The 26,158-nt window shown below is 69.2% G+C and carries 26 protein-coding genes; 8 read left to right on the forward strand and 18 right to left on the reverse strand.

Annotated elements, in window-relative coordinates:
* Window positions 1-86 precede the first annotated feature (86 nt).
* Window positions 87-2,468 carry a glycoside hydrolase family 43 protein gene (locus tag G510_RS0103025; protein ID WP_029152399.1) on the reverse strand — a complete coding sequence of 794 codons (2,382 nt, stop codon included), beginning with the start codon at window positions 2,466-2,468 and terminating at the stop codon, window positions 87-89.
* Window positions 2,469-2,742: 274 nt separating this feature from the next.
* Between G510_RS0103025 and G510_RS15205 the strand changes: the two genes are divergently transcribed.
* The gene (locus tag G510_RS15205) at window positions 2,743-3,777 is read left to right on the forward strand and encodes a LacI family DNA-binding transcriptional regulator (protein ID WP_051216246.1); all 1,035 of its coding nucleotides are present in this window, start codon (window positions 2,743-2,745) and stop codon (window positions 3,775-3,777) included.
* 8 nt (window positions 3,778-3,785) lie between these two features.
* On the opposite strand, the gene G510_RS0103035 is transcribed toward G510_RS15205, so the two are convergent.
* The 4 genes from G510_RS0103035 to G510_RS0103050 all read right to left on the reverse strand — a co-directional run bounded on the left by G510_RS0103035 (window position 3,786) and on the right by G510_RS0103050 (window position 8,517).
* On the reverse strand, window positions 3,786-4,625 hold the full coding sequence (locus tag G510_RS0103035) for an SURF1 family cytochrome oxidase biogenesis protein (protein WP_029152400.1): 840 nt from the start codon (window positions 4,623-4,625) through the stop codon (window positions 3,786-3,788).
* The gene (locus G510_RS0103040) at window positions 4,622-5,734 is read right to left on the reverse strand and encodes a GuaB3 family IMP dehydrogenase-related protein (RefSeq protein WP_029152401.1); all 1,113 of its coding nucleotides are present in this window, start codon (window positions 5,732-5,734) and stop codon (window positions 4,622-4,624) included. Before G510_RS0103040 ends, G510_RS0103035 begins: the two co-directional genes overlap by 4 nt.
* Before the next feature lie 20 nt (window positions 5,735-5,754).
* Window positions 5,755-7,257 carry an IMP dehydrogenase gene (guaB, locus tag G510_RS0103045; protein WP_029152402.1) on the reverse strand — a complete coding sequence of 501 codons (1,503 nt, stop codon included), beginning with the start codon at window positions 7,255-7,257 and terminating at the stop codon, window positions 5,755-5,757.
* Between the two features lie 72 nt (window positions 7,258-7,329).
* The gene (locus G510_RS0103050; protein WP_029152403.1) at window positions 7,330-8,517 is read right to left on the reverse strand and encodes a class I SAM-dependent methyltransferase; all 1,188 of its coding nucleotides are present in this window, start codon (window positions 8,515-8,517) and stop codon (window positions 7,330-7,332) included.
* A gap of 122 nt (window positions 8,518-8,639) precedes the next feature.
* Between G510_RS0103050 and groES the strand changes: the two genes are divergently transcribed.
* From groES to rarD, 3 genes are all read left to right on the forward strand, one after another.
* Window positions 8,640-8,936, forward strand: a complete 297-nt coding sequence (groES, locus tag G510_RS0103055; RefSeq protein ID WP_029152404.1) for a co-chaperone GroES — start codon at window positions 8,640-8,642, stop codon at window positions 8,934-8,936.
* Between the two features lie 83 nt (window positions 8,937-9,019).
* A complete protein-coding gene (locus G510_RS15210; protein WP_051216250.1) occupies window positions 9,020-10,117 on the forward strand; it encodes a mechanosensitive ion channel family protein in 1,098 nt (365 codons plus the stop codon).
* Window positions 10,118-10,135: 18 nt separating this feature from the next.
* Window positions 10,136-11,086, forward strand: coding sequence for an EamA family transporter RarD (gene rarD, locus G510_RS0103065; RefSeq protein WP_425411282.1), 951 nt, complete (start codon window positions 10,136-10,138; stop codon window positions 11,084-11,086).
* Here the strand turns inward: rarD and G510_RS17395 are convergent.
* The 8 genes from G510_RS17395 to glmS form a co-directional block, all read right to left on the reverse strand.
* On the reverse strand, window positions 11,049-11,459 hold the full coding sequence (locus G510_RS17395; RefSeq protein WP_029152406.1) for a hypothetical protein: 411 nt from the start codon (window positions 11,457-11,459) through the stop codon (window positions 11,049-11,051). The genes rarD and G510_RS17395 overlap by 38 nt on opposite strands.
* Window positions 11,456-12,529 carry a tRNA (adenosine(37)-N6)-threonylcarbamoyltransferase complex transferase subunit TsaD gene (gene tsaD, locus G510_RS0103075; protein ID WP_029152407.1) on the reverse strand — a complete coding sequence of 358 codons (1,074 nt, stop codon included), beginning with the start codon at window positions 12,527-12,529 and terminating at the stop codon, window positions 11,456-11,458. Before tsaD ends, G510_RS17395 begins: the two co-directional genes overlap by 4 nt.
* Window positions 12,516-12,998 carry a ribosomal protein S18-alanine N-acetyltransferase gene (gene rimI / locus G510_RS0103080; RefSeq protein ID WP_029152408.1) on the reverse strand — a complete coding sequence of 161 codons (483 nt, stop codon included), beginning with the start codon at window positions 12,996-12,998 and terminating at the stop codon, window positions 12,516-12,518. The genes tsaD and rimI overlap by 14 nt, the downstream gene beginning before the upstream one ends.
* Window positions 12,995-13,693: a tRNA (adenosine(37)-N6)-threonylcarbamoyltransferase complex dimerization subunit type 1 TsaB gene (tsaB, locus tag G510_RS0103085; protein ID WP_029152409.1), complete on the reverse strand. Its 699-nt coding sequence runs from the start codon at window positions 13,691-13,693 to the stop codon at window positions 12,995-12,997. Before tsaB ends, rimI begins: the two co-directional genes overlap by 4 nt.
* A gap of 25 nt (window positions 13,694-13,718) precedes the next feature.
* On the reverse strand, window positions 13,719-14,198 hold the full coding sequence (gene tsaE / locus G510_RS0103090) for a tRNA (adenosine(37)-N6)-threonylcarbamoyltransferase complex ATPase subunit type 1 TsaE (RefSeq protein ID WP_029152410.1): 480 nt from the start codon (window positions 14,196-14,198) through the stop codon (window positions 13,719-13,721).
* Between the two features lie 46 nt (window positions 14,199-14,244).
* Window positions 14,245-15,357 (reverse strand): alanine racemase, encoded by a 1,113-nt coding sequence (alr, locus tag G510_RS0103095; RefSeq protein ID WP_029152411.1) that lies wholly within the window; start codon window positions 15,355-15,357, stop codon window positions 14,245-14,247.
* Window positions 15,358-15,415: 58 nt separating this feature from the next.
* A complete protein-coding gene (locus G510_RS0103100; protein WP_029152412.1) occupies window positions 15,416-15,772 on the reverse strand; it encodes a holo-ACP synthase in 357 nt (118 codons plus the stop codon).
* Between the two features lie 110 nt (window positions 15,773-15,882).
* The gene (glmS, locus tag G510_RS0103105; RefSeq protein WP_029152413.1) at window positions 15,883-17,733 is read right to left on the reverse strand and encodes a glutamine--fructose-6-phosphate transaminase (isomerizing); all 1,851 of its coding nucleotides are present in this window, start codon (window positions 17,731-17,733) and stop codon (window positions 15,883-15,885) included.
* Window positions 17,734-17,874: 141 nt separating this feature from the next.
* Between glmS and G510_RS0103110 the strand changes: the two genes are divergently transcribed.
* Together G510_RS0103110 and G510_RS0103115 are read left to right on the forward strand one after the other, a co-directional pair.
* Window positions 17,875-19,005, forward strand: coding sequence for an L-talarate/galactarate dehydratase (locus G510_RS0103110; protein ID WP_029152414.1), 1,131 nt, complete (start codon window positions 17,875-17,877; stop codon window positions 19,003-19,005).
* 4 nt (window positions 19,006-19,009) lie between these two features.
* Window positions 19,010-19,681: a FadR/GntR family transcriptional regulator gene (locus G510_RS0103115; RefSeq protein ID WP_029152415.1), complete on the forward strand. Its 672-nt coding sequence runs from the start codon at window positions 19,010-19,012 to the stop codon at window positions 19,679-19,681.
* A gap of 5 nt (window positions 19,682-19,686) precedes the next feature.
* Here G510_RS0103115 and coaA read toward each other — a convergent pair whose 3' ends face one another.
* A complete protein-coding gene (coaA, locus tag G510_RS0103120) occupies window positions 19,687-20,631 on the reverse strand; it encodes a type I pantothenate kinase (protein ID WP_036321816.1) in 945 nt (314 codons plus the stop codon).
* Window positions 20,632-20,727: 96 nt separating this feature from the next.
* Between coaA and G510_RS0103125 the strand changes: the two genes are divergently transcribed.
* Window positions 20,728-21,657: a Ppx/GppA phosphatase family protein gene (locus G510_RS0103125; protein ID WP_029152417.1), complete on the forward strand. Its 930-nt coding sequence runs from the start codon at window positions 20,728-20,730 to the stop codon at window positions 21,655-21,657.
* Window positions 21,658-21,725: 68 nt separating this feature from the next.
* Here G510_RS0103125 and glmM read toward each other — a convergent pair whose 3' ends face one another.
* Genes glmM through rplM form a run of 3 tightly spaced genes read right to left on the reverse strand, consistent with a single transcriptional unit; the run spans window position 21,726 to window position 24,029 of the window.
* The gene (gene glmM, locus G510_RS0103130; RefSeq protein WP_029152418.1) at window positions 21,726-23,081 is read right to left on the reverse strand and encodes a phosphoglucosamine mutase; all 1,356 of its coding nucleotides are present in this window, start codon (window positions 23,079-23,081) and stop codon (window positions 21,726-21,728) included.
* An 11-nt stretch (window positions 23,082-23,092) separates the two neighbouring features.
* On the reverse strand, window positions 23,093-23,557 hold the full coding sequence (rpsI, locus tag G510_RS0103135) for a 30S ribosomal protein S9 (protein ID WP_029152419.1): 465 nt from the start codon (window positions 23,555-23,557) through the stop codon (window positions 23,093-23,095).
* Between the two features lie 25 nt (window positions 23,558-23,582).
* A complete protein-coding gene (rplM, locus tag G510_RS0103140) occupies window positions 23,583-24,029 on the reverse strand; it encodes a 50S ribosomal protein L13 (RefSeq protein ID WP_029152420.1) in 447 nt (148 codons plus the stop codon).
* 223 nt (window positions 24,030-24,252) lie between these two features.
* Between rplM and G510_RS0103145 the strand changes: the two genes are divergently transcribed.
* A complete protein-coding gene (locus tag G510_RS0103145) occupies window positions 24,253-25,023 on the forward strand; it encodes an HAD-IIB family hydrolase (RefSeq protein WP_029152421.1) in 771 nt (256 codons plus the stop codon).
* A 9-nt stretch (window positions 25,024-25,032) separates the two neighbouring features.
* On the opposite strand, the gene G510_RS0103150 is transcribed toward G510_RS0103145, so the two are convergent.
* On the reverse strand, window positions 25,033-26,040 hold the full coding sequence (locus tag G510_RS0103150) for a LacI family DNA-binding transcriptional regulator (RefSeq protein ID WP_029152422.1): 1,008 nt from the start codon (window positions 26,038-26,040) through the stop codon (window positions 25,033-25,035).
* Between the last annotated feature and the right edge of the window lie 118 nt (window positions 26,041-26,158).

Raw genomic sequence — 26,158 nt, forward strand, 5'->3', positions numbered from 1 at the left:
TGCTGTGGCATGTGTGCCCCGCTCGGCGGCCGCCGAGCGGGGCGTCCGAGCAGGCGGGCCCGAATCACGCGGCCCGCCTGCGCAGGTCAGGAGCAGCTGCGCGCGCCGTACTCAGCGTCCGCCTGCCAGGAGACCGGGGCGCCGTCGACCGTTGCCGAGAGCGACGCCGTCACGCTGCCGTCGGCGACCGCCGCGCCGCGGGTGCTGAACGCGACGGACGTGCCCTCCCCGGGTGCGATCTCGCGCGACGCTTCGCGTCCGGACTCCGTGGTGAGATCGAGCGACACGGGAACGTCGGACTCATTGACCGCGCGCACCGCGATGACGACCTGGCCCGCGGCACAGCGCGTGTCGGCCTGCAGCGATACCTCGGGCACCGATTCGGATTCCGCGAGCGTTCCGAGGCGCGCGAGCTGGTAGCTGAGCGCGCGCTCCGGCGCGTCGATCTGGTTCTGCGTGCCGAAGCCGGCGGATACCGCTGCCTGCGCCTTCGCGAGCGCACCCTGCATGTCGGACCAGGCCTCGGCCGGGTGGTCGGCTTCGTCGAGCGACTCCGCATAGGCGATCGCGGCCTCGAGCTCGCTCGCGTCGAGCGGCTCTCCGTCGGAGCTGAGCGTATCGCTGAGCAGGAAGTGATCGACATCGACGTGACCGCCCGCGGTCTGCGTCGCATAGTCGAACAGACCGACGCGGTGGCCCATGAAGTGCGTCAGACCTCCGTCGAGGTGCAGCGGCCCGACGGCGTCGCCGAGCTGCTGCCACGCACGGCCGTCGAGGCTGTAGGAGAACGTCGTGTACAGATCACCGGGCGAGGATGCGAAGTCGAGGTCGGCCTTGAGGTGCACCTCTGTCGCGTCACCGAGGTCAGCCGACTGCCCCGGGAGGAAGGACTCGACCTCAGCCTGGTCGATGGACGCGGAGAACGGCTGGCCGCGGTGCACGACGCCGACGCGGTACTCCCCGGCCGTGCGCGTGACGCCGACATACGAGAAGTCCCGGTTGTAGGCGGCGAGTCCGGCGACGTCGCCGTCGTTCATCCCAGACACATCGAGCTTCGTCTCGACCGACTGGCGCGGGCCGAACGTGCGCTGCGAGAGCGTGTTGCGCGCCTCTTCGAGGCGTGTCAGCTCATCGCCCGATTGGTGCACATACTCGTCGGTGATGACGCTGCCCGTGGTGAGGCGCAGCCATCCGTCGCGGTCGGTCAGCGACCAGTACCGGTTGTCCGGTGCATGGTTCCACTGCCAGGCCGGATCGAGGTCAGAGCCGTTGTCCGCCAGCTCATCCGGATCGGCCCCGGCCTCCGCCGCGTCCCACTCCTCATCCTGGTACGCGCGGTGCTCCGCGTCGTTGTCGAAGTCGTCCGAGGCGACGATGCTCTTCTGCCGTTCGAAGCGCTCCTGCGCAGGCGACAGCTCGATGGGTTTGGCGAAGCTTCCGTCGACGGGAACCTCGCCGGCATCGCCGAAGGTCGGCCAGCCGTCTTCCCAGACCGCCGGGACCAGCGCCGGGATGCGCCCCAGCGGGAACGTGTCGCGGAAGAAGAATCCGTACCAGTCGTCGCCGCCGGCATCGTCGGCGACGGGCACGAGGCTCCCCTGTGCGAAGCCGTTCGAGTTCAGCACTCCGCGCGACTCGTACGGAGCGGGATCCTCGGCGAGACGGCCCAGCAGCTCGTCGGACCGGAACAGCGCCACCTGGCGCCCGCTGCTCGGCCAGGTGATCATGGCGACGTAGTACTGGCCGTCGATGTAGAACACCTGCGCACCTTCGAACAGGCCGTCGCTGCCCACATGCGACTCGTCCTCATAGTCGCTGCGGCGGATGACGTCGGGGAAGTCCTCCTCGATCGTGGTCAGATCGTCATCGAGGCGGGCCGCGCTGACACCGCCGTAGAACACATAGGGCGTGCCGCCGTTCGCCTCGTCGAAGAAGAGCGAAGGATCGTGCAGGCTGCGCCCGAGCGACGTACGGGTCCATGCGCCGTTCTCGATGTCGTCAGTGCGATACACGAACGCGCCGCCCAGGTTCAGGGAGTTGACCAGCACGTAGTAGGTGCCGTCGTGGTAGCGCAGCGACGATGCCCACTGCCCGCGCCCGTACGAGCTCTCCCCGTTTCGCAGCGAGAACTCATCCCCCGCGCTCAGGCGGTTGTACACGTAGTTCACGATCTCCCAGTTGACGAGGTCGTACGACTTCATGATCGGTGCGCCCGGGCTGAGCTGCATGGTGGTGCTGATCATGTAGTAGACGTCGCGCCCTTCGTCGTTCTCGGACGCGGGCACGCGTTCCACACTGACATCGGGCACATCGGCGTTCAGGAGCGGCACCGAGTAGGTGCCGTCGCCGTTGTCAGTCGTCGTGTACGACGATTCGGGCTCCCACGCCTCGGCGGCCTGCGCCGTCGGCGCGGTCGTGCTGACGCCCAAGCCGACGAGCAGTGCTGCCGCGGCGACGAACGCGGTCATCCTTCGCAGCCCCACCCTCGGGAACAGTTGAACGGACACAGATCCTCCTTGATCGATATCGGTCGGCGACACTCTGCGCCGATGCGGACGGAGCCCGATCAACGCCGCGCGATGCGTCAGGTTGATCGATCAACTTCCACGTGTTCCTGGATGTTACCGGGAACAATCAGCGAACCGCAAGGTCTGCGCCGCGGACGCGCGGCCCGCCGGCGCACGACGGTGCGAAGATGAGGGGATGGTGGGGAGCAGCGGTCCGCGGGTGAGGATGCAGGACGTGGCGACCCACGCCGGGGTGTCGCATCAGACGGTCTCGAACGTGCTGAACGGGCGCGCCTCCCGAGTGAGCGACGCGACGCGGGAACGCGTCGTCGCGTCCATCAGCGCGCTCGACTACCGGATGAATCAGTCGGCGCGCTCGCTGCGGCGCGGCCGCACCGGAACCGTCGGGCTCGCCCTGCCGTCGTTCGACTCGGAGTACTACGGGGCCTTCGCGGAGGCGCTGATGGTGCGCTTCGCGGATCGCGGCATCCGGCTCGTCGCCGAGCACACCGGGGGCATCGTGAGCGCGGAGATCAGCGCCCTCGCGTCATCCCATCTCGATGCCTACGACGGCTTCGTGCTCGCCCTGGCAGCGGGCGATGCCGAGCATCTCGACCGGATCGAGGCCGCAAAGCCGATCGTGCTCGTGGGTGAGCGCGCCCTGGCGAACAGATTCGACCATCTCCTGATGGACAACGTCGGCGGAGCGCGCCGGGCGACGGAGCATCTGCTGCAGCGCGGAGCCCGCAGAATCGTCGTTCTCGGCGGCGCGGCGGCCGAAGAGGAGTCCATGCCCGGGCTGCGCACCCGCGGTCACCTCGAGGCGCTCTCTGCGGCGGGGATCGACCCGGATCCGGCGCTGATCCTTCCGTCCGGCTTCACGCAGGCGGCGGGGTGCGACGGGCTCCGGAGCCTCCTCGCGCGCGATCATCGCTTCGATGCGGTGTTCGCCGTCACCGATGCGGCCGCGCTCGGTGCGCTGCGGGCTCTGGCAGACGCCGGGCTGCGCGTTCCCGACGACGTGCAGGTCGTCGGCTTCGACAACATCGCTGCCGCCGCACATTCGACCCCGCGACTGACCACGGTCGATCCGAACAACGCGGCCCGGGCAGATTCTGTCGTCGAGCTCATGATGGCTCGGCTCGACGGCGATTCCGCGCCCCTCGGACGCCAGGTCATCATGCACCCGGCCGCACTCGTCGAGCACGAATCCACTCTGAGCCGGCAGCAGATCGAGCCCGGACGACGCCGGGGCGGACCTGGCGCCTGACCCGGGCGCTACTCGTCGTCTTCGTCGTCCTCATCGGGATCGATGCCGGCGAAGATCTCGAGCTCGCGCTCCCAGGCGTCCTTCGCGAGGCGGTACCAGAGGTAGAACGAGAAGCCCGCGAACACGGCCCACTCGACCGCGTAGAAGAGGTTGAGCCAGTTGACCGTCTCGTCCTCGACGGGCGCATCGGCGACGATCATCTCGAGCCCCGCGTCCGTGATCCCGGCGGTCTCGTCCTCGAGCGCGACGAACGGCCGGTACACGGACCCGTCGGTCTCGCCCCACTGACCGAGCAGCGCGGCGGGCGACATGCGCGTCATCTCGTACGGATCGTCGCCGGGCGCGAGGATCGGGCCCTCATCCGACACGAGGCGTCCCCGCAGCTCGACGGGTTCGTCCGTCGCCGCGTCGGCGAGCTCAGCCGCGGCGCGCTCGGCGGATTCGACGTCGGGCGCCCACCCGATGGCGGCCGCGAGCGAGACGCCCTCGGCCTCGAGCCGGCCGGTCACCCACACGCCCTCGGTGCCGTCGTTCAGCCGCTGCGTGACGAGCAGGAAGTCTTCGGGATCCCAGGTTCCGGTCACGTCGACGCGCTGGCCGACGAGCTGTCCGTCGAGGTAGTCGCCCGGCTCAACGATCTCGGTGATCGGGCGCACTTCCTCGGTCGCCCCCTCGGGGATGAGGTCCGGGGCGAGCGCGCGTGCGAGCTGCCACTGCAGCAGCCACGCGAACACGCCGGCCACGATCAGGCACAGCGCGAGCATGCCGATCCAACGACCGCGCAGCATCACCTCGCGCAGCGTCGGCGGAAACTCCTCGAGCTCGTCGAGCGGCGCGCGCGAGCTCATTCGTACGGTGAGACGACGACGTCGACGCGCTGGAACTCCTTGATGTCGGAGTATCCCGTCGTCGCCATCGACTTGCGCAGTGCGCCCAGCAGGTTCGTCGTGCCATCGGCCGTCGTGGCCGGGCCGAACAGCACCTCTTCGAGGGTCGCCGCCTGATCCACCGCCACGCGTCGTCCGCGCGGCAGAGTCGCGTGGTGCGCCTCCTGGCCCCAGTGGAACCCGCCGCCCGGGGCGTCGGTCGCGCGAGCGAGCGAGACGCCGAGCATGACGGCGTCCGCGCCCATCGCGATCGCCTTGACGATGTCGCCCGAGGTGCCCATGCCGCCGTCGGCGATCACGTGCACGTAGCGCCCGCCCGACTCATCCATGTAGTCGCGGCGCGCGGCTGAGACGTCGGCGACCGCGGTCGCCATGGGCGTGTGGATCCCGAGCGCGGAGCGCGTCGTCGACGCGGCTCCCCCGCCGAAGCCCACGAGCACGCCCGCCGCGCCGGTGCGCATGAGGTGCAGGGCCGCCTTGTGCGTGCCCACACCTCCGACGATGACCGGAACGTCGAGGTCGTAGATGAACTGCTTGAGGTTCAGCGACTCGCCGTCGCTGGAGACGTGCTCGGCCGACACCGTCGTGCCGCGGATCACGAACAGGTCGACGCCCGCGTTCACCACCGTCTCGTAGTGCTCGGCGGTGCGCTGCGGCGACAGCGCGCCCGCTGCCACGACGCCCGCATCGCGGATCTCCGCAATGCGCTGCGTAATCAGCTCGGGCTTGATCGGCTCGGCGTACAGCGCCTGCATGCGCTGCGTCGCCGACTCCGCGGGAAGCGAGGCGATCTCGGCGAGAATCGGCGCCGGATCCTCATACCGCGTCCACAGGCCCTCGAGGTCGAGAACCCCGAGCACGCCCATGCGCCCGAGAGCGATCGCCGTCTCCGGGCTCACCACCGAGTCCATCGGCGCGCCGAGAATCGGCGTCTCGAACGTGAATGCGTCGATCGTCCACGACGTCGAAACGTCGGCCGGGTTGCGCGTGCGCCTCGTCGGCACGATCGCGACATCATCGAACGTATAGGCTCGCCTGCCGCGCTTACCGCGACCGAGCTCGATCTCCATGCTCACCGGATCACCCTACGTCAGCGCGTGTAATTCGGAGCTTCGACGACGAACTGCACGTCGTGCGGGTGCGATTCTTTGAGCCCCGCCGGGGTGATGCGCACGAACTTGCCCTTGCTCTTGAGCTCGTCGATCGTGCGCGCGCCGGTGTAGTACATCGACTGACGCAGACCACCCGTGAGCTGATAGGCGACGGCCTCGACCGGCCCGCGGTACGGCACCTGGCCCTCGATGCCCTCGGGGATCAGCTTGTCGTCGTTCGGCACGTCGGCCTGGGCGTAGCGATCCTTCGAGTACGACGTCTTCTTGCCGCGGGTCTGCATCGCGCCGAGCGAGCCCATGCCGCGGTACTGCTTGAACTGCTTGCCGTTGGAAAACACCAGCTCGCCGGGCGATTCCCTCGTCCCCGCCAACAGGGATCCGAGCATGACGGTATCGGCACCCGCCACGAGTGCCTTCGCGATGTCGCCCGAGTACTGCAGGCCACCGTCGGCGATGAGCGGAACTCCTGCCGCACGGCACGCGAGCGACGACTCGTAAATGGCGGTGATCTGGGGAACACCGACACCAGCGACGATTCGCGTCGTGCAGATCGAACCGGGTCCGACACCGACCTTGATCGCGTCGGCGCCCGCGTCGATGAGCGCCTGCGCGCCCTCTCGCGTGGCGACCTGTCCGCCGATGACGTCGACGTGCGCGAACGTTTCGTCCGCCTTCAGTCGCTCGATCATGTCGATGACGCCCTGGGCCTGCCCGTTCGCCGTGTCGACGACGATCACGTCGACGCCCGCGTCGCGCAGCGCCTCGGCTCGGCTCCATGCCTCGCCGAAGAAACCGATCGCAGCGCCCACGCGCAGCCGGCCCTGGTCGTCCTTCGTCGACAGCGGGTACTGCTCGCGCTTGTCGAAGTCCTTGATGGTGATGAGGCCGACGAGAGCGCCCTCGTCGTCGACGAGCGGCAGCTTCTCGACGCGGTGCTCGCGGAACAGCTCGACGACTTCCTCGCTCGGGATGCCGGGGTAGCCGGTGACGAGGTTCTCCGTCGTCATCGCGTCCTTGACGAGCGCGGTCTTCTTGTCCTCGGCCGAGACGAAGCGCATGTCGCGGTTCGTGACGATGCCGACGAGCTTGCCGTCGCCGTCCACGACGGGCAGGCCGGAGATCCGGAACTCGGCGCACTTGGCGTCGACGTCGGCGAGCGTCTCGTCGGGCGTCGTCGTGATCGGGTCGGTGACCATGCCCGAATCGCTGCGCTTGACGCGGTTCACCGCGGCCGCCTGGTCGTCGATCGACATGTTGCGATGCAGAATGCCGATGCCGCCCTGGCGGGCGAGAGCGATCGCCATGCGGCTCTCGGTGACGGTGTCCATCGCGGCCGACAGCAGCGGAATCTTCACGCGGATCCGCTTCGTGAGCTGCGACGAGGTATCCGCCTCGCTCGGGATGACGTCGGTGTGCCCGGGAAGGAGCAGCACGTCATCGTAGGTGAGTCCGATGAAGCCGAAGGGGTCGTGATCCGTCATTCTCGAGGTCTCCTACCTGACGTTGAGCGCTGCGCTCCTATTGTATGGCTCACAACCGTCGCGAATGCTGGGCTATTCCCGGTCAGCGAGGACGGCCACGCGCTTGTCCCCCGAGCGCGTGATGAACAGCGTCGCGGATCCGCTGCCGCGCAGCTTCAGCTTCTTGCGGAACTCGGCCGGATCGATGTCGACGCCGCGCTTCTTGATCTCGAGCGTGCCGATGCCGCGCGCATGCATTTCGCGCGCGAGCGTCTTCGGATCCGCGGGGAACGTCTCGCGCACGCGGAAGCGCACGGCGAACGGGCTCGTGAGGTCCTCGTCGCCCGTGAGGTACGCGATCCCGTCCGACATCGGCCCCGCCTGGAGCGCTCGCGCGACCTCCCCGATCAGGCGCGCGCGGATCACGGCCCCCTCCGGTTCGTAGAGGTAGCGGCCGAGAGCGCGCACGGGCTCGTCGACGGCGTCGTGCGGGGCGGTGATCTCGTGGGCGCTGTCGCCGCGGACCACGAGGGCGGCGCGGCCGACGCCGTCGCGCGCGAGCGGCCCCGACCAGAGCACGAGCTCGACGGTGGATCCGTCGACGCTGATCCACTGCGCCTCGAACTCCTCCGGGATCTCGTCGCGATCGAAGGCCGGCCCGAGCTTGATTCCCGTCGGCATCGTGCGCGCAAGTGCGAACGCCCAGGTCAGCGACGGCGAATAATCGGCGGCCGAGACGCGACGGGTCTCGGTGTGCCCCTTGGTTCGGCGGGCGGGGTCGAGCCAGGCGCCCTGCACGCCCGTGATGTCGGCCTCTTCGGCGAGCCCCTGGCGCACCTCGACCTGATCGCGGAACGCCGCGAGGTTGTAGGTGGCGAGCGCCGCGGTGACGTCGTCGGCTTCGATCGCGAGCACGCGGATGCCGAGCGCGGCGAGAGCGAGGCTGTCGCCGCCGATGCCGCTGCCGAGATCGGCCACGCTCGTGAGGCCCGCCCGCGCGAATCGTCCCCCGTGATGGGCCGACACCGACATCCGGGTGGCCTGCTCGAGGCCGGCGCGCGTGAAGAGCATGCGGCTCGCGAACTCGCCGAACTTCTGGGCCGCGCGCTGGCGCAGCCGCACCTGGCCGACGACGGCCGAGACGAGCTCGGGACCGTGCCCGGCGGCGCGCAGTCGCGAGACGGTGCGCGCGACGTCCGACGCCGTCTCGACGGGGTCGAGCTCGTCGATCAGCCGCATGGCCTCGGGGGTCAGGAGCGCGTCGAGTTCGGCCAGTTCCATGACTCCAGCGTAGGCGGGCTGGCACTCACGTTGCATGAGTGCCAGAATCGGCTCTACACTGATCATTAGCACTCTCGGGGTGAGAGTGCGAACCACAGTCTTCCGTCAGAAAGAGGTAAACCGTGTCGGTTTCCATCAAGCCGCTCGAGGACCGCATCGTCATCAAGCAGGTCGAGGCAGAGCAGACCACGGCAAGCGGTCTCGTCATTCCCGACACCGCCAAGGAGAAGCCCCAGGAGGGCGAGGTCGTGGCCGTGGGCCCCGGCCGCATCGATGACAACGGCAACCGCGTTCCGGTCGACGTCGCCGTCGGCGATGTCGTGCTCTACAGCAAGTACGGCGGAACCGAGGTCAAGTTCGGCGCCGACGAGTATCTCGTGCTCTCGGCCCGCGACGTGCTGGCGGTCGTCGAGCGCTGACGTTCGTTTTTTCGAAGAGACCCCGGTCGCCCAGGCGGCCGGGGTCTCTTCGTCTGCACAGCACGAGTTCCTAGAGTAGGGGGATGAGCATGTCACCAGCAGATCTCACAGAGACCATCGCGGAGAGCCCCTGGGCGGCGTGGAGCGCGCTCGTGATATCCGCCGCCGTCGTTCTCGCTGCGGCGTTCATCATCGTTTGGGTGTTCAAGCTCGTCACCCAGCGCCTCGGCGCGCGCGGCCCGCGCGGCGCGGTCTTCGCCGAGATGAATAAGCGCTTCCCGCAGGTGATCTTCTGGCTCGTCGCGGTCATCGGCTGGAAGGCGGCGACCGTCGCGTTCTTCCCGTACGACGTCGCCCCGCTCGGCGAGGCGATCAGCTACGTCCTGACACTCGCGATCATCGCGGTCATCGGGTGGCTCGTCTGCGTCATCGTCGTGCTGCTCATCGACGGCGCTCAGCTCCGGCAGAGCGCGACGAGCGGCGATCAGTTCACGGCACGCCGGCGCACGACCCAGCTGCGCATGATCCGTCGCCTCATCGTGGCGATCATCGTCGTGCTCACCGCCGCCGCGATGCTGCTGACGATCGACGGTGCGCGCACCTTCGGGGCGTCGCTGTTCGCGTCGGCCGGTATCGCCTCGATCGTCGCCGGCCTCGCGGCCCAGTCGACGCTCGGAAACCTGATCGCCGGCATCCAGCTCGCGTTCTCCAACGCGCTCAAGGTCGGCGACACGGTCGAGGTCGATGGAAAGTACGGCACGGTCGAGGAGATCACCCTCACGTACGTCGTCGTGCAGATCTGGGACGACCGCCGCCACGTCCTCCCCTCGACGTACTTCACGACGACGCCGTACACGAACTGGACCCGCAACCAGACCGAGGTCACGGGCACCGTGTTCGTCGAGGCCGACTACACCGTCGATGTGCCCGCCGTGCGCGCCGAGCTCGAGCGCATGCTCGATGGTATGCCCGAGTGGGACCGCCGCAGCTGGGGCCTCGTCGTCACCGACGCGACAGGCGGCGTGGCGCAGCTGCGCGCGTCCATCACCGCCGCCGACGCCGACCAGCTCTGGACCGCGCAGTGCAAGGTGCGCGAGGGGCTCATCTCCTTCATCGCCAACTCGCGCCCGCAGGAGCTGACGCGCTCGCGCGTGGCGATCGACCCGCCGGCCGCTGAGTAGCCCCCTAGACTTCGACATGTGTCCACTCCCTCCGCCTCATTGAGGCCGCTCACCGATCGCCCGGGCGAGGGAGTCGTATACGGCGTCGGCGCGTATCTGCTGTGGGGCGGCCTGCCGCTCTACTTTGTGATACTCGCGCCGACGGGACCGTGGGAGCTGCTCTCGGCGCGCGTCATCTTCTCGCTGGTGTTCTGCGCGATCCTTCTGACCGTGGTGCGGGGCTGGCGGCGGCTGGCGAGTCTCGTCAGATCCCCGCGCGTGCTCGGCTGGACGGCCGTCGCGGGCGTGCTGATCTACGCGAACTGGCAGCTGTTCCTGATCGCCGCCATGAGCGACCGCGTGCTCGAGGCCAGCCTCGGATACTTCATCAACCCGATCGCGACCGTGCTGCTCGGTGTGTTCCTGCTCGGCGATCGACTGCGGTGGCTGCAGTGGAGCGCGGTCGGCGTCGCGGCCCTCGCCGTCATCGTGATCGTGGTGTTCTACGGATCTGTGCCCTGGCTGTCGCTCGCAATGGCGGCATCCTTCGCGCTCTACGGGCTCGTGAAGAAGAAGTTCCTGAGCGCCGACGTCGATGCCCTCAGCGGGCTGACGCTCGAGACCGTGTGGCTCACGCCGATCGCAATCGGTCAGCTCGTGATCGTCGGGATGACGACCGGCATCACGTTCGGGCAGGTCGGTCCGCTGCACACGACGCTGGTGGTGCTCTCGGGCGTGATCACCGCGCTACCGCTGCTGCTGTTCGCCTCCGCCTCGCGACGCGTGTCGCTGTCGACGGTTGGCATGCTGCAGTTCATCACCCCGATCCTGCAGTTCGCGACCGGCGCGTTCCTCCTGCACGAACATATGCCGCCCGAGCGATGGATCGGCTTCAGCCTCATCTGGGTCGCGTGCGCACTGCTCGTGACCGATATCGTGCGCGCGCAGCGCGCTACGGCGCGACGGGCAGCTGCGCCAGGATCCAGCTGACCCAATAGGCGCTGAACAGGATCGCCACGACCCCGGCGCCGATCGCTCCCCAGCTGAGCGATACCCTCCCCCAGCGGCGGAACAGCGCGACCGTGCCGAGCACGACCGCCACGAGCGCGATCGGCGCGGCCCACGGGCCGAACCACGACACGACGAGCGACAGCACCGCCAGCACCAGCGAGACGGTGGCGAGGTGCTTGTGGCGGGGCCGCAGCCCGCGACGGGTGATCGACTGCGTCGCGATATCGGGATGGATCGAGCCGAACGTCTCCGATGCGATGGCCTCGATCGGCTCCGCCGGAACGTCCCGCACTGGAACGCGCTCGTCCGAGGATCCGTCCGGGATCCTCTCGTGCGCGTCGATGCGAGTCATGTCGCCACGGTATCCCGCTCCGCGACCTGGATCTCGGTCACGGGCAGCGTCGAGTCGGCCCCGAATCCGAGCGTCGAGGGCGCGCGGCCGCTCGAGATGAGCTGGGAGGCGAGCGCCGCGATCATGGCGCCGTTGTCGGTGCAGAGGCTGAGCGGAGGGATCCGCACGGTCACGCCGCGCGCCGCCGCCCTCTCGAGCGCGACCTCGCGCAGCCGGCGGTTCGCGATGACGCCGCCGCCGAGCAGGAGCCTCGGCACGCCGCGCTCCTCGCACGCGTCGAGCGCCTTCGTGACGAGCACGTCGACGACCGCCTCGCGGAAGCTCGCGGCGACGTCGGCGACCGGCAGGGTCGATCCTTCGTTCTGCTCGACCCAGCGCGCGACGGACGTCTTCAGCCCCGAGAACGAGAAATCCCAGCGGTGCTTCGCCATGTCGCTCGCGCGGCTGAGCCCGCGCGGGAATCGGATGGCGGACGGATCACCATCTGCCGCCGCGCGGTCGATCTGGGGCCCACCCGGGTACGGCAGGCCGAGGATCCGCGCCACCTTGTCGAAGGCCTCGCCGGCCGCGTCGTCGATCGTCTCGCCGAGAAGCTCGACGTCGGTCGTGAGGTCGCGCACGTGCAGCAGCGAGGTGTGCCCACCGGAGACGAGCAGCGCGATCGTCGGGTACTCGAGGGGCTCAGAATCGGGGGTCACGATGTCGGCAGCGATGTGGCCGACGAGGTGGTTAACCGCATAGAGCGGGGTGCCGAGGGAGATCGCGAGCGCCTTCGCGGCGCCGACGCCCACCATGAGCGCGCCCGACAGCCCGGGACCGCTCGTCACGGCGATGGCATCGAGGTCGCTCAGCGCGATGCCGGCCTCGGCGACGGCCTGCTCGATCGCAGGCTGCAGCGCGTCGAGGTGGGCGCGAGCCGCGACCTCGGGCACCACGCCGCCGAAGCGGGCGTGCTCGTCCATGCTGCTGGCGATGGTGTTGCTGATCAGGGTGCGCCCGCGCACGATCCCGATGCCGGTCTCGTCGCAGCTCGTCTCGATGCCGAGGACCAGGGGCTCATCGCGGTTCATCATCGCGCCTCGCTTCGTGGGGACGGTGGCGGAGGTCGAGCTTCATGACGACGGCATCGATGTCGTCGGGCTGGTAGTAGCGCTCGCGGCGGCCGATCTCGACGAATCCCTCGCTCGAGTACAGCGCCTCGGCGACCGGGTTGTCGGCGCGCACCTCGAGGAACACCTCGCGGGCGCGCCTGGCCACGGCGGTCGAGAGCAGCTCTGTCAGCAGCGCGCGTCCGTGGCCCGCGCCGCGCGCATCGGCCGATACGGCGATCGTCTGCACATCGGAATCGCGGCCGCCCGCGAGATGGCGCAGGCCGGCGTATCCGGCGATCCGGCCGTCGTCGACAAGCACGACGTAGTGGCCGTGCTCCCCCTCGAGCTCGGCGCGCATCGCGTTCTCGCTCCAGGCGTCGGATGGGAAGCTGGCGTTCTCGATGGCCATGATGCCGTCAAGGTCGTCGATCGTCGCGGTGCGGATCACGTGCTCACCCGCTTCACGGCGCCCGGCACCTTGGCGTCGGGGGCGCGCAGGTAGAGGGGCTCGAGGTCGGGCACAGCGCCACGGCGCAGGAGGCGTGCCGCAAGGATTCCGATCGCGCCCGCGGAGATGTGCGTCGTGTGGGGCTGTTCGCCGAGCGCCTGAGATGTCGGCGAGCGCCTGACGATTTCCCCGGATCCGTCAGGTCCTCGCGCAATACTCAGGTGCTCGGCAAGGTATGCCTCGGTGTCATCGGTGTTCGGCAGCAGCTCCGGGCCGGCGATGCGGGCCGGGATTCCGCTGTCGAGCCCCGCATACGCGCTCACCGCGTTCTCCCGGCGGCGGGCGTCGGTGACGATGACGAAGGTCGCGTCGGGATCCCGCGTGAGAATCTCGAGCGCCGCCGCGTCGTGGCTCACGACCGGGACCACGGGGATCCCGCGCCCGACCGCGAACGCGCGCGCTGCGGCGATGCCGATCCGGAGGCCCGTGAACGGGCCCGGGCCCATGCCTGCCGCGACGTGCGTGATGTCGGCGGGCGAGACTGCGGCGTCATCGAGCGCGCGCTCGATGAGAGTGCCGATGACCTCGGCGTGGCCTCGGGGGACGTCGCTCGAGCAGTCGGCGAGCACGGCGTCCGTCGCCGGGTCGACGACGGCGACGGTCGAGCCGATCGAGGAGTCGATTGCGAGGATCATTGTTCCTAGGCTATGACTGCCTCGCTTATAACCCGCCTTGAGTGTGTCTCGTTACGACAACGGTCCGGGGGGCGTCGAGGTCGAGGTTCTCGGGGTCGTCGGCCTCGCCGATGGGCCGTTCGATCTCGATGTCCCACCACGCATCGGCGATCTGGTCGACGAGGCCGCGGCCCCACTCGATGATCGTGACCGAGCCGTCGAGGTCGAGATCGAGGTCCTCGAGCTCTGCCGCGTCGCCCAATCGGTAGGCGTCGGCGTGCACGAGGGGCGCCCCGCCCACGATCGAGGGGTGGGTGCGCGCGATGACGAACGTCGGCGATTGCACGGGTCCGCGCACTCCGAGACCCTCGGCGATCCCGCGGGTCAGGGTCGTCTTTCCGGCGCCGAGCGGCCCGGTCAGCACGACAACGTCTCCCGCGGCGAGGCCCCGCCCCATGCTCACGCCGAGCTGTTCCATCGCCGCCGAAGTTGAAATCTCGTGTCGACCGAGGAGGTGTTCGGGCATCATGATCTCCATCTTCCCGGTTCTGTCGGAACCTCACGGCGGGCCGCTACTCGACAATGGTGCGGGCGACGCGATTTCCAATGCGCGTGACGATTTCGTAGTTGATCGTGTCGGCGGCGTCGGCCCACTCGGTCGCCGTGGGGGCCCCGCGCAGCGGGTCGCCGAACAGCACGGCGCGATCGCCCACCAGGACGGGCGCGTCGCCGACGTCGACGATGAACTGGTCCATGGCGACCCGGCCCGCAACGCGGAACCGCTTGCCGCCGATCCGCACGGGGCCGGCGTTGGAGGCCTGGCGCGGGATGCCGTCGGCATACCCGAGAGGCACGAGGGCGAAGGTCGTGTCGCGCTCGGCACGATAGGTATACCCGTACGACGCCCCGTGGCCGGCGCGCACGCGGCGCACCGCGGCGACCGGCGCCTGGAGGGTCATGGCCGGACGCAGCCCGAGCGCGGCCGATGATCGGTCGGCGAAGGGAGACAGTCCGTAGATTCCGATGCCCGCCCGCACAGCATCGAGCCGCGCCTCCGGCATGTCGATCGCGGCGGCGGTGGCCGCCAGGTGGCGGATCCGCGGCGTGAGCCCGGCGATCTTCGCGCCCGAGACCGCGTCGTTGAACAGCTCGAGCTGGCGCGCGTCGTCTCGGCGCGATGCGCCGGACAGGTGGCTGAACAGGCCATCGACCCGCACGCGCTCCTCGCGCTCCAGCCGCGCCGCCTCGGCGATGAGCGGGCCCCAGTCCGCGGGCGCCGCGCCGCCGCGACCGAGACCGGTCTCGAACTTGAGGTGCACGACCGGGGTGCGGCTTCCGGAGCGGCCTGTCAGGCTGCGCAGCTGATCGACCGACGAGATCCCGATCTCCACGCCCTCGGCGACGGCCGGCCCGAAGTCGGCGTCGGGTGCGTGCAGCCAGGCGATGATCGGCACGTCGATGCCCGCGGCGCGCAGCTCCAGCGCCTCGGCGAGGTCGGCGACTCCGAGCCGTGACGCGCCGCCGGCGACCGCCCCGCGCGCGGCCGTGAGCGCGCCGTGACCGTACCCATCGGCCTTGACGACGGCGATGAATTCTCGCGTGTGCGCTGCCGCGCGCAGTGCGCGCACGTTGTGCTCGATCGCGCCGCGGTCGATCACCGCCTCGCGGGTGGGGCCAGTCGTCATCGCGGTGTCCTTCCGTAGCGCGCGTCGAGCGCGCGGCATGAACCGTTCGAGCGGGCGGTCATGCGGATTCGAGAATCGTGTAGGCGAGCGCGAGCCCGCCGTCATGCGAGAGCGAGAGGTGCGAGTGCGCGACGCCGCGCGCATCGAGCGCGTCGGCCGTGCCGCCTGTGATGACGTACTGCGGCGCGCTCCGCTCCCCCAAGCGCGGCACCTCGATCTCCTGCCAGCGCACGCCATCGGATCCGCCGAGCGCCTTGATCAGCGATTCCTTCGCGGCGTACCGCGCGGCGAGCGAACGGAGAGGCAGCTCCCGCTCGTGCGGCGTGAACAGGCGCTCCATGAGCCGCGGCGAGCGGGCGATCTGCCCCTCGAAGCGCTCGATGTCGACCATGTCGACGCCTATTCCGATGATCATCGCTTCAGCCTACTGACGCCCCGCACCCTCCCGGTCCCAACAAACCGTGTCCCAGCTGGTGCGGGAATCCGGCGGTCATTCCCTCCGGAACCGGGACACGGTATTGAGGGCTACTCGACCGTGACCGACTTCGCGAGGTTGCGGGGCTGGTCGACGTCGAGGCCCTTCGCCGTCGCGAGGCCCATGGCGAAGATGTGCAGGGGCACGACCGCGAGGATCGGCTCGAACAGCGGGCTCGCGAGGGGGATCCGCAGCACCTCGTCGGCTGATGGCAGCACCGCCGAGTCGCCCTGCTCGGCGATCGCGATGATGCGCGCCCCGCGGGCCCGGATCTCCTCGATGTTCGAGACCACCTTCTGGTGCATCGTGATGGATCCGCGCGGCGACGGCACAACGACGAACACCGGCTGACCCGGCTCGATCAGCGCGATCGGGCCGTGCTTCAGCTCGCCCGCGGCGAAGCCCTCGGCATGGATGTACGAGATCTCCTTGAGCTTGAGCGCGCCCTCGAGCGCGATCGGGTACCCGACGTGGCGGCCGAGGAACAGCACCGAACGCGTGTCGGCCATCCAGTGCGCGAGCTGCTCCGTGCGCTCCTGCTCGTTGTCGAGGATCCACTGGATCTTCTCCGGCAGCGCGCCGAGCTGCTCGCTCGCCTCCGCGGACACGTCGGCGGGAAGCGCGCCGCGCACCCGCCCCACGTGCAGCGCGAGCAGGTACAGCGCCGTGATCTGCGCAACGAACGCCTTCGTCGATGCAACCGCGACCTCGGGGCCGGCGTGCGTGTACACGACCGCATCCGACTCGCGAGGGATCGTGGATCCCTGGGTGTTGCAGATCGATAGCGTCTTCGCCCCGAGGCGCGCGGCCTCCTTGACGGCCATCAGCGTGTCCATCGTCTCGCCGGACTGGCTGATCGAGACCACAAGCGTCGAGGCGGACACGATCGGCTCGCGGTACCGGAACTCGTGGGCGAGCTCGACATCGACGGGGATCCGCGCCCACTTCTCGAGCGCGTACTTGCCGACGAGACCCGAGTAGTACGCGGTGCCGCAGGCGAGCACCACGATGCGGTCGATGCCGCGGAAGAAGTCGTCGAGCCCATCGAGCTCGGGCACGCGGATCTCGCCGTCATGGATCCGCCCGCGCACCGTGTTCGCCACGGCCTCCGGTTCTTCGGAGACCTCCTTGGCCATGAAGCTCGACCAGCCGCCCTTGTCGGCGGCCGCCGCGTCCCACGACACCTCGAACGGCTGCGGCTCGACCGCGTTGCCCGAGAAGTCGGTGACTTCGACCTGGCCGGGGCGGATCGCGACGATCTCGTCCTGACCGACCGCGAGCGCGTGGCGCGTGTGCTCGACGAACGCCGCGACATCGGATCCGAGGAACGTCTCGCCCTCGCCGAGCCCGATAACGAGCGGCGAATTGCGGCGCGCCCCGACGACGAGACCGGGGTGGTCCTCGTGCGTTGCGAGCAGCGTGAACGCGCCGTCGAGACGGTTGACGACCGCACGGAAGGCCGCAACGAGGTCGCCCGTCTCGCGGTACGCCCGGCCGATCAGCTGCGCCGCGACCTCGGTGTCGGTGTCGCTGAGGAACTCGACGCCCTCGGCCTGGAGCTCCTTCCGGAGCTCGGAGAAGTTCTCGATGATGCCATTGTGGATCACCGCGAGGCGGTCGCCGTCGGCGAGGTGCGGGTGCGCGTTCTGGTCAGTCGGGCCGCCGTGCGTCGCCCACCGGGTGTGTCCGATTCCGGTGGTTCCGCGCCCGATCGGATCCGTGTCGAGCGCCTCGCGCAGCCGCGCGAGCTTGCCGGAGCGCTTGCGCACCGCAAGGGATCCGCCCTCATCGATCACCGCAATACCGGCGGAATCGTACCCGCGGTATTCGAGGCGGGCGAGGCCCGCAACGAGGATGTCCTGGCTGTCCCGAGGGCCGACGTATCCGACGATTCCACACATGCGATCGATCCTAATCTTGCGCGGCCGTGAATCCTCCGCGCGACGGCGGCTCGTCGACGTCCTCGAGAACAGGCTCCTAATTCTGTAGGACAGGTTTCCAACTTGTCTGGTAGGTTGGTGCTGCACTCAAGGAGGAGCATCGTGACCTACACGCCCGATTCGATCCGCTCGATCACCCTGTCGACGCTGCGGCTGCCGCTCGCCGTTCCCATTTCGGATGCCAAGGTCTTCACCGGCAGGCAGAAGCCGATGACCGAGGTCGCTTTCCTCATCGCCGAGATCGAGACGGCGCAGGGCTTCTCGGGGCACGGCTTCAGCTATTCGAAGCGCGGCGGGGGCCCGGCCCAGTACGCCCACGCCAAGGAGGTCGCGGGCGCCGCGATCGGCGAAGATCCGAACGACATCGAGAAGCTGTACACGAAGCTGCTCTGGGCAGGCGCGTCCGTCGGGCGCTCGGGCGTCGCGACGCAGGCTCTCGCCGCAATCGACATCGCTCTCTACGACCTCAAAGCGAAGCGCGCCGGCCTGCCGCTGTCGAAGCTGCTCGGCTCGCACCGCGATTCCGTCCGCACGTACAACACGTCGGGCGGGTTCCTCAATGCCTCGCTCGACGAGGTGCGCGACCGCGCCACGCAGTCGATCGAGGAGGGCATCGGCGGCATCAAGATCAAGGTCGGCCTGCCTGATTCGGCCGAAGATCTGCGCCGCGTGCGCGCCGTGCGCGACCACATCGGCGACGCCATGCCGCTCATGGTCGACGCGAACCAGCAGTGGGATCGTGCAACCGCCCTGCGCATGGGGCGCCGCTTCGAGGACCTCGAGCTCGTCTGGATCGAAGAGCCGCTCGACGCGTACGATGCCGAGGGCCACGCGGATCTCGCGCGCTCGCTCGACACCCCGATCGCAACGGGCGAGATGCTCGCGTCGGTCGCCGAGCACGAGCGCCTCATCGAGGCGCGCGCCTGCGACATCATGCAGCCCGACGCCCCGCGCGTGGGCGGGATCACGCAGTTCCTGCGCCTCATGACCCTTGCCGACCGCGCCGGCCTCGACCTCGCACCGCACTTCGCGATGGAGATCCACCTGCACCTCGCGGCTTGCTATCCGCGCGAGCCGTGGGTCGAGCACTTCGACTGGCTGGATCCCCTGTTCGAGGAGCGCCTCGAGACGAAGAACGGCCGCATGATCGTTCCCGATCGCCTCGGCCTCGGCATCACGTTCAGCGACCAGGCGCGCGCGTGGGTGACAGAGTCGGTCACCATCGGAGAATAGGTCTATGACAGCGTCGCGCGGAGAACAGATATCCGGGATCCTCGCCGACCGCATCATCGGTGGCGACATCTCCCCCGGCGAACGGTTGGCGAGCGAGGCCAAGCTCGTCGCAGAGTTCGGCGCGAGCCGGTCCGTCGTGCGCGAGGCCCTCCAGCGACTGCACACGCGCGGGCTCATCCGCACGCGCACCGGATCCGGCAGCTACGCGCTCGTCCCGCCCGCGACCGCGTCAGGCGAGGACTGGCTCACCGCGACCGACGAGAGCGAGCGCGCCGAGCTGATCGCGTTCCGCGTCGCGATCGAATCCGAGTCGGCCGCCCTCGCGGCCCGGGTGCGCACCGAGCGCGACCTCGACGCGATCGACGGCGCGCTCGCAGCGCTCGGATCCGCCGCACTGCCCGTCGAAACGGTCGACGCCGACTTCGCCTTCCACCGGGCGGTTGCCGCGGCATCCGGCAACCGCTACCTCGCCGCGGCGCTCGAGCGGATCGGCGCGCGCGCGATCATTCTGCCCGCGGCGCGCATATCCGACTCCGATCGGGATCCCGCCGATTCAGCGGCCGTCGTCAGCGAGCACGCGGCCGTCGCGCACGCCATCCGCTCCTCGGATCCGCTCGCCGCCGCCGCCGCGATGCGCGCGCATCTCACAGCATCGGCCGCGCGCCGCAGCGCGTAGCCGCGTCAGAGCTTTCGAAGCAGGACGTTCTCGACCGCGTGGTCGGGGCCCTTCTTGAGCACGAGCGTGCCGCGGTGCTTCGTCGGCTCGACGTTGGCGATGAGGTTCGGCAGGTTGATCTCCGCCCAGATCCCCCGCGCCGTCGCGATCGCTTCCTCGTCGGAGAGGTGCTGGTAGACGTTGAAGTAGGACGCCGGGTTCGAGAATGCCCCGGCCCGCAGCGCGAGGAAGCGGTTGACGAACCACTTCTCGATGTTCTCGGTGTCGGCGTCGACGAAGATCGAGAAGTCGAACAGGTCGCTGACGGCGACGTCGTTCGGAGCGGGCGGGGGCTGCAGAACGTTCAGGCCCTCGACGATGAGCACATCGGGCGTGCGCACGACGACCGAAGCATCGGGCATGATGTCGTACTTCATGTGCGAGTAGAACGGCGCGCGCACCTCGGGCTCGCCCGACTTGACGCGCGTGACGAAGTCGATGAGCCGGCGGCGATCGTACGACTCCGGGAAGCCCTTGCGGTCCATGAGCCCGCGGCGCTCGAGCTCGGCGTTCGGGTAGAGGAATCCGTCGGTCGTGACGAGCTCGACCCGCGGGGTGTCCGTCCAGCGGCTCATGAGTTCGCGCAGCAGACGCGCGACCGTCGACTTGCCGACGGCGACGGATCCGGCAACACCCACCACGAACGGAATCTTCGGCCGGTCCTCGCCGAAGAAGGCGCCCACCTCGGTCCCGATCTGCCGCGTGCCGCGCGCCCACGCGCTCAGCAGCCGGCTGATCGGGAGGAAGACATCGCGCACCTCGTTGACGTCGAGTCGGTCGCCGAGCCCGCGGATCTGCACGATCTCCTGCTCCGTGAGCGGCTGCGGCAGACCCTTGGCCAGGCGCGCCCACTCCGCGCGAGGAATGTCGCGGTAGAGGGAGAGCTGCAGCAGGCTGCTGTCGGGAGTCATCCGCGCCATCTTACTGTGGCGAGCGGGTCTCGATAAAACGCGCACCCCCGCGGAACGGCGCGTTTTCTGTCGCCCCGCGGGCGCTATCGTTCTTCCATGCGCCTCGGGGTTCTCGACATCGGTTCGAACACTGTCCACCTGCTCGTCGCGGACGCACAGCCGGGCGGACGACCGCTGGCGTCGACGAGCGAGAAGAGCACGGTGCGGGTCATGCGGTACCTGCTGCCCGACGGATCCATCTCGCAGGAGGGGATCGATGCGATCCTCTCGGCGGTGGCACGTGCGCGCGCGGTGGCCGACACGGAGGGCGTCTCCGAGCTGCTCGCCACCGCGACCAGCGCCATCCGCGAGGCCACGAACGGCGCCGACGTGATCGCGCAGATCGAGGCGGTGATCGGGATGAGCCTGCAGGTGCTCGGCGGATCAGAAGAGGCGCGCTTCACTTTCCTCGCCGCGCGCCGCTGGTTCGGCTGGTCGGCGGGGCAGATCCTGCTGTTCGACATCGGCGGCGGGTCGCTCGAGATCGCTGGCGGGGCGGACGAGCTGCCGCAGCTCGCCGAATCGGTGCCGCTCGGCGCCGGGCGCATGACCGTCGAGATGCTGCCGACGGATCCGCCGGGCGACGAGGCCGTCGAGCGGCTCGCGTTCCACGCGGAGGAGCAGCTCGCCGCGGTTGCGGCCCGCTTCGGCCGGATCCCCTCCCCCGATCACGTCGTGGGGTCGTCGAAGACGATCCGGTCGCTCTCGCGCCTCGTCGGCTACAAGCGCGCCGGCTGGTCGGGCAACCCGCGCTGGATGCTACCGCAGGCCGCGCTCGAGGCATGGATCCCCGTGCTGGCACGGATCCCCGCGTCCGCGCGCCAGGAGCTGCCAGGCATCACGCCGGAGCGCACATTCCAGATCACGGCGGGCGCCGTGGTGCTCAACGAGGCGATGAAGGCGCTCGACGCGGACGAGCTCGAGATCTGCCCGTGGGCCCTCCGCGAGGGCATTCTGCTGCGCTACGCGGAGGATTCGGGCTGGTGACGCGGTTCCGGTGACGCGAGCGGATCCTCGTGCGACAACGAGGATCCGCTTGCGTCACGGGAGCGCCGCTAGAGCGAGATGCGCTCGCGGACGACCTCGGCGAGACGGCCGGCGATCCGGTCGGCGATCTCCTGCGTCGCGGCCTCGACCATCACGCGCACGAGGGGCTCGGTGCCGGAGGGGCGCAGGAGCACGCGGCCCGTGTCGCCCAGCTCGGCCTCGGCCTCGCGCACGGCGGCCTGCACGCCCGCGTCGCCGACGCGCTCGCGGTCGACGCCGGGCACGTTGATCATGATCTGCGGCAGCGCCGTCATGATCGATGCCAGCTCGGCGATCGTCTTGCCGGTGCGCGCCATCTCGGCCGCGAGCTGCAGGCCCGTGAGCAGGCCATCGCCTGTCGTCGAGTGCTCGTTCATGATGACGTGCCCCGACTGCTCGCCGCCGAAGGAGTACCCCGATCGGCTCATCTCTTCGAGCACGTAGCGGTCGCCGACGGCGGTCTGCAGCACGCGGATCCCGCGCTGCTGCATCGCGATCGTCAGGCCGAGATTGCTCATCACGGTCGCGACGAGCGTGTCCTTCTCGAGCAGCCCGCGCTCGTGCAGCGCATTGGCGAGGATCGCCATGATGTGGTCGCCGTCGATGTGGTTACCGTCGGCATCGATCGCGAGGCAGCGATCGGCGTCGCCGTCGTGGGCGATGCCGATGTCGGCGCCGAGCGCGACGACGGCCTCGGCCAACGGCTCAAGGTGCGTGGAGCCGACCCCGTCGTTGATGTTCATGCCGTCGGGGTCAGCGCCGATGACGGTGACCTTCGCGCCCGCGTTGGCGAACAGGGCAGGCGACGCGCCGCTCGCCGCGCCGTTGGCGCAGTCGATGACGACGTGCAGCCCGTCGAGCCGTGCCGGCAGGGTGCTGAGCAGGTGCAGCACGTAGCGGTCTTCGGCGTCGGCGAATCGCGAGATGCGTCCGACGTCGCCGCCCGTGGGCAGCAGCTTCGGCTCGTTCATGTAGCTCTCGATGCGCTGCTCGACGACGTCGGGCAGCTTCACCCCGCCGCGAGCGAAAATCTTGATGCCGTTGTCGGGCGCGGGATTGTGCGAGGCCGAGATCATGATCCCGAAGTCGGCGTCGAAGTCGTTCACCAGGAACGCGAGAGCCGGCGTCGGGATGACGCCCGCGTCGTAGACATCGACCCCACTCGCCGCGAGGCCCGCTGACACGGCCGCTCCGAGGAAGTCGCCGGAGATGCGCGGGTCGCGCGCGATGACCGCCTTCGCCCTGCGTCCTGCCGCGCGTCGCGCCTCGGCAGAACGCCCCTGGCCCAGGACGACAGCAGTCGCCTGGGCCAGGGAGAGGGCAAGGTCGGCGGTGAGGGTGCCATTGGCAAGCCCTCGAACACCATCCGTGCCGAACAGAGGCATGGAGCGCTCGATCAGCGCTTCGAGAACTGCGAGGCCTTGCGGGCCTTCTTGAGACCGGCCTTCTTGCTCTCGATCACGCGAGCGTCGCGCGTCAGGAAGCCAGCTTTCTTGAGCGACGCACGGTTGTTGTCGCGGTCGATCTGGTTGAGCGAACGCGCAATCGCGAGGCGCAGCGCGCCGGCCTGGCCGGAGGCGCCGCCACCGTTGATGCGCGCGATCACGTCGTACGAGCCGGTGAGCCCGAGCAGCGTGAAGGGGTCGGTGATCAGCTGCTGGTGCAGCTTGTTGGGGAAGTACTCCTCGAGCGTACGGCCGTTGACCGTAAAGGAGCCCTCACCAGGGATCAGGCGGGCGCGGGCGATGGCCTGCTTGCGGCGGCCCACGGCGGCACCGGGAACGCTCACAACGGGGCGCTCGACGACGGTCTCGGCCTCGGCCGGCGTCTCGGTGGAGTAGTTCTGAACTTCTTCAGTCACGAGTTGGTCCTTTTAGCCGCGGCGCTTACTGGGCGACCTGGTCGAAAATGTACGTCTGGGGCTTCTGCGCGGCGTGCGGGTGCTCGGCACCTGCGTACACCTTGAGCTTCGACAGCTGGTCGCGGCCGAGCGTGTTCTTCGGGAGCATGCCGCGAACGGCCTTCTCCACGGCGCGTGCCGGGTTCTTCTCGAGGAGCTCCTCGTAGCTGACCGACTTGAGGCCGCCCGGGAAGCCCGAGTGGCGGTAGGCGCGCTTGTTCTGCGCCTTGTTGCCGGTCAGGACGACCTTCTCGGCGTTGATGATGATGACGAAGTCGCCCATGTCCATGTGGGGGGCGAAGGTCGTCTTGTGCTTGCCGCGAAGGAGCGCGGCGGCGTGCGAAGCGAGGCGGCCGAGAACGACGTCAGCGGCGTCGATCACGAGCCATTCACGCTGAGCGTCACCGGCCTTCGGGGTGTATGTGCGCGTCACGATAGTGCTGCTTTCTTTTCGAACGGAGAGGTTCGTGAATCCCGCTCCGGGGCTGTTGTTCGGCCGATGCCGAGCCAACGAAACCGGTGGAGGGCTCACGTTCGCGATGCGCGCCTGTACGCGCACCAAGGATCAACCTTACCCGACCCGCTCGCCGAGCGCGAACGCGCACCCTGCCTCTCACCTGGGAATTCATCGGGCGATATCCGTCACAATGGACTGCATGACGACTTCTCAGCCGCTCCTGGTCGCCTTCGATCTGGACGACACGCTCGCGCCGTCCAAGTCTCCCGTGGATCCGCGCGTCGCGCAGCAGCTCGTCGATCTCGCGCGCCGCGTCGAGGTAGCGATCATCTCGGGCGGCCAGATCGCCCAGTTCCGTTCGCAGGTCGTCGACAATCTGCCCGACGCCACCGATGCGCTCGCCCACATGCACCTGCTGCCCACGTGCGGCACGGCCTACTACCGCCACGACGGATCTGACTTCGCACTGCAGTACTCGCGCGACCTCACCGACGATGAGAAGTCCCGCGCGCTGGCCGCCGTCGAGGAGGAGGCGAAGCGCCTCGGCCATTGGGAGAGCGAGACGTGGGGCCCGATCCTCGAGGACCGCGGGTCGCAGATCACGTTCTCCGCGCTCGGCCAGGCCGCACCCGTCGCCGAGAAGAAAGCGTGGGATCCGACGAGCGCGAAGAAGTCCGCCCTGCGCGACGCCGTCGCCGCCCGCGTGCCCGACCTCGAGGTGCGCTCGGGCGGATCCACGTCGGTCGACATCACTCGTAAGGGCATCGACAAGGCGTACGGCATGCACCAGCTCGCCGAGCAGACCGGGATCTCGCTCGACGACATGGTCTTCTACGGCGACCGCCTCGACGAGGACGGCAACGACTACCCCGTGCTCGCGATGGGCGTCTCGTGCATCGCCGTCGACGGCTGGGAGGACACGGCCGACAAGCTCGACGTCGTGATCGCGGGGATGCCCGAGCGGGCGTAGCTCTCGCCCCTACCCTGCCGTCGACCGCCTCACCACGAGCTCGGGCGGGAACACCGTCTGACGCGGGAGGCTCGTCGGGTCTTCGACCTCTTCGAGCACGGTGCGCAGCGCCGTGCGGCCGATCTGGCGGCCCGGCTGCCTGATCGACGTGAGCGGGACCGCTGCGGCCGCCGCGAACGGGATGTCGTCGAACCCGATCAGCGCCATCTCATGCGGCACGAGCAGTCGCCCGTCGACGGTCAGCGACTGCATCAGACCGATCGCGATCAGGTCGTTCGCCGCGATGAGCGCGTCGGGCCGTTGCCGCTTCGGACGAGCGAGGATCCGCTCCCCCGCCGCGAGTCCGTCTTCGAGCAGCATGCCCTCGGTAGGGACGACCTCGAGGTCGATCGGCACACCCGCATCTTCGGCCGCAACCCGAGCGCCCGCGAGCCGGTCGGACACCTGGCGGAGCTGGAACGGCCCGCCCACGAACGCGACCCTGCGCCTGCCGGTCTCGATGAGGTGCTCCATCGCGAGCCGCCCGCCCGCCACGCTGTCGAGCGACACGGAGGAGAACTCGCTGTCGGCGCTGAACCGGTCCACGAGAACGGTCGCGATGCCGGATCGGCGCAGCCGCCGGAGGTCCGCGAGCACGTCGCCGTACGGGGCGAGCAGCACGCCGCGCACCTGTTGCTGCTGGAAGAGGTCGAGGTAGAGCTTCTGCCGCGCGACGTCCTCGTCGGCGTCGCCGTAGAGGATCGCGATTCCGTGCGCGGCCGCCTCGTCCTGCGCGCCCCGCACGACGTCGTTGTAGAAGGGGTTCTGGCTGTTGAGCACGACGAATCCGACCGTGGTGCTGATGCCCGCTCGCAGCTGCCGAGCCGCGTCGTTGCGCACATAACCGAGCTCGTCGATGGCCCGCGAGACGCGTTCGACGGAGTCGGACGAGACCTCGTCGGGCCGGTTGAGGACGTTCGACACCGTGCCCACCGACACCCCGGCGAGCTGCGCGACATCGCGGATCCTGACGACCACCCGGTCTCCTTCGTCTGGGCACATCACATTCTGATCACCGTCACCACCTTGTGGTGGCGATCAGAATTGTGCTTACACTAGCCTGAAATGACCATGAATCGATTCAGGTCGGTTCATA

The sequence above is a fragment of the Microbacterium gubbeenense DSM 15944 genome (assembly GCF_000422745.1).
In the GTDB taxonomy this organism is placed as follows: domain Bacteria; phylum Actinomycetota; class Actinomycetes; order Actinomycetales; family Microbacteriaceae; genus Microbacterium; species Microbacterium gubbeenense.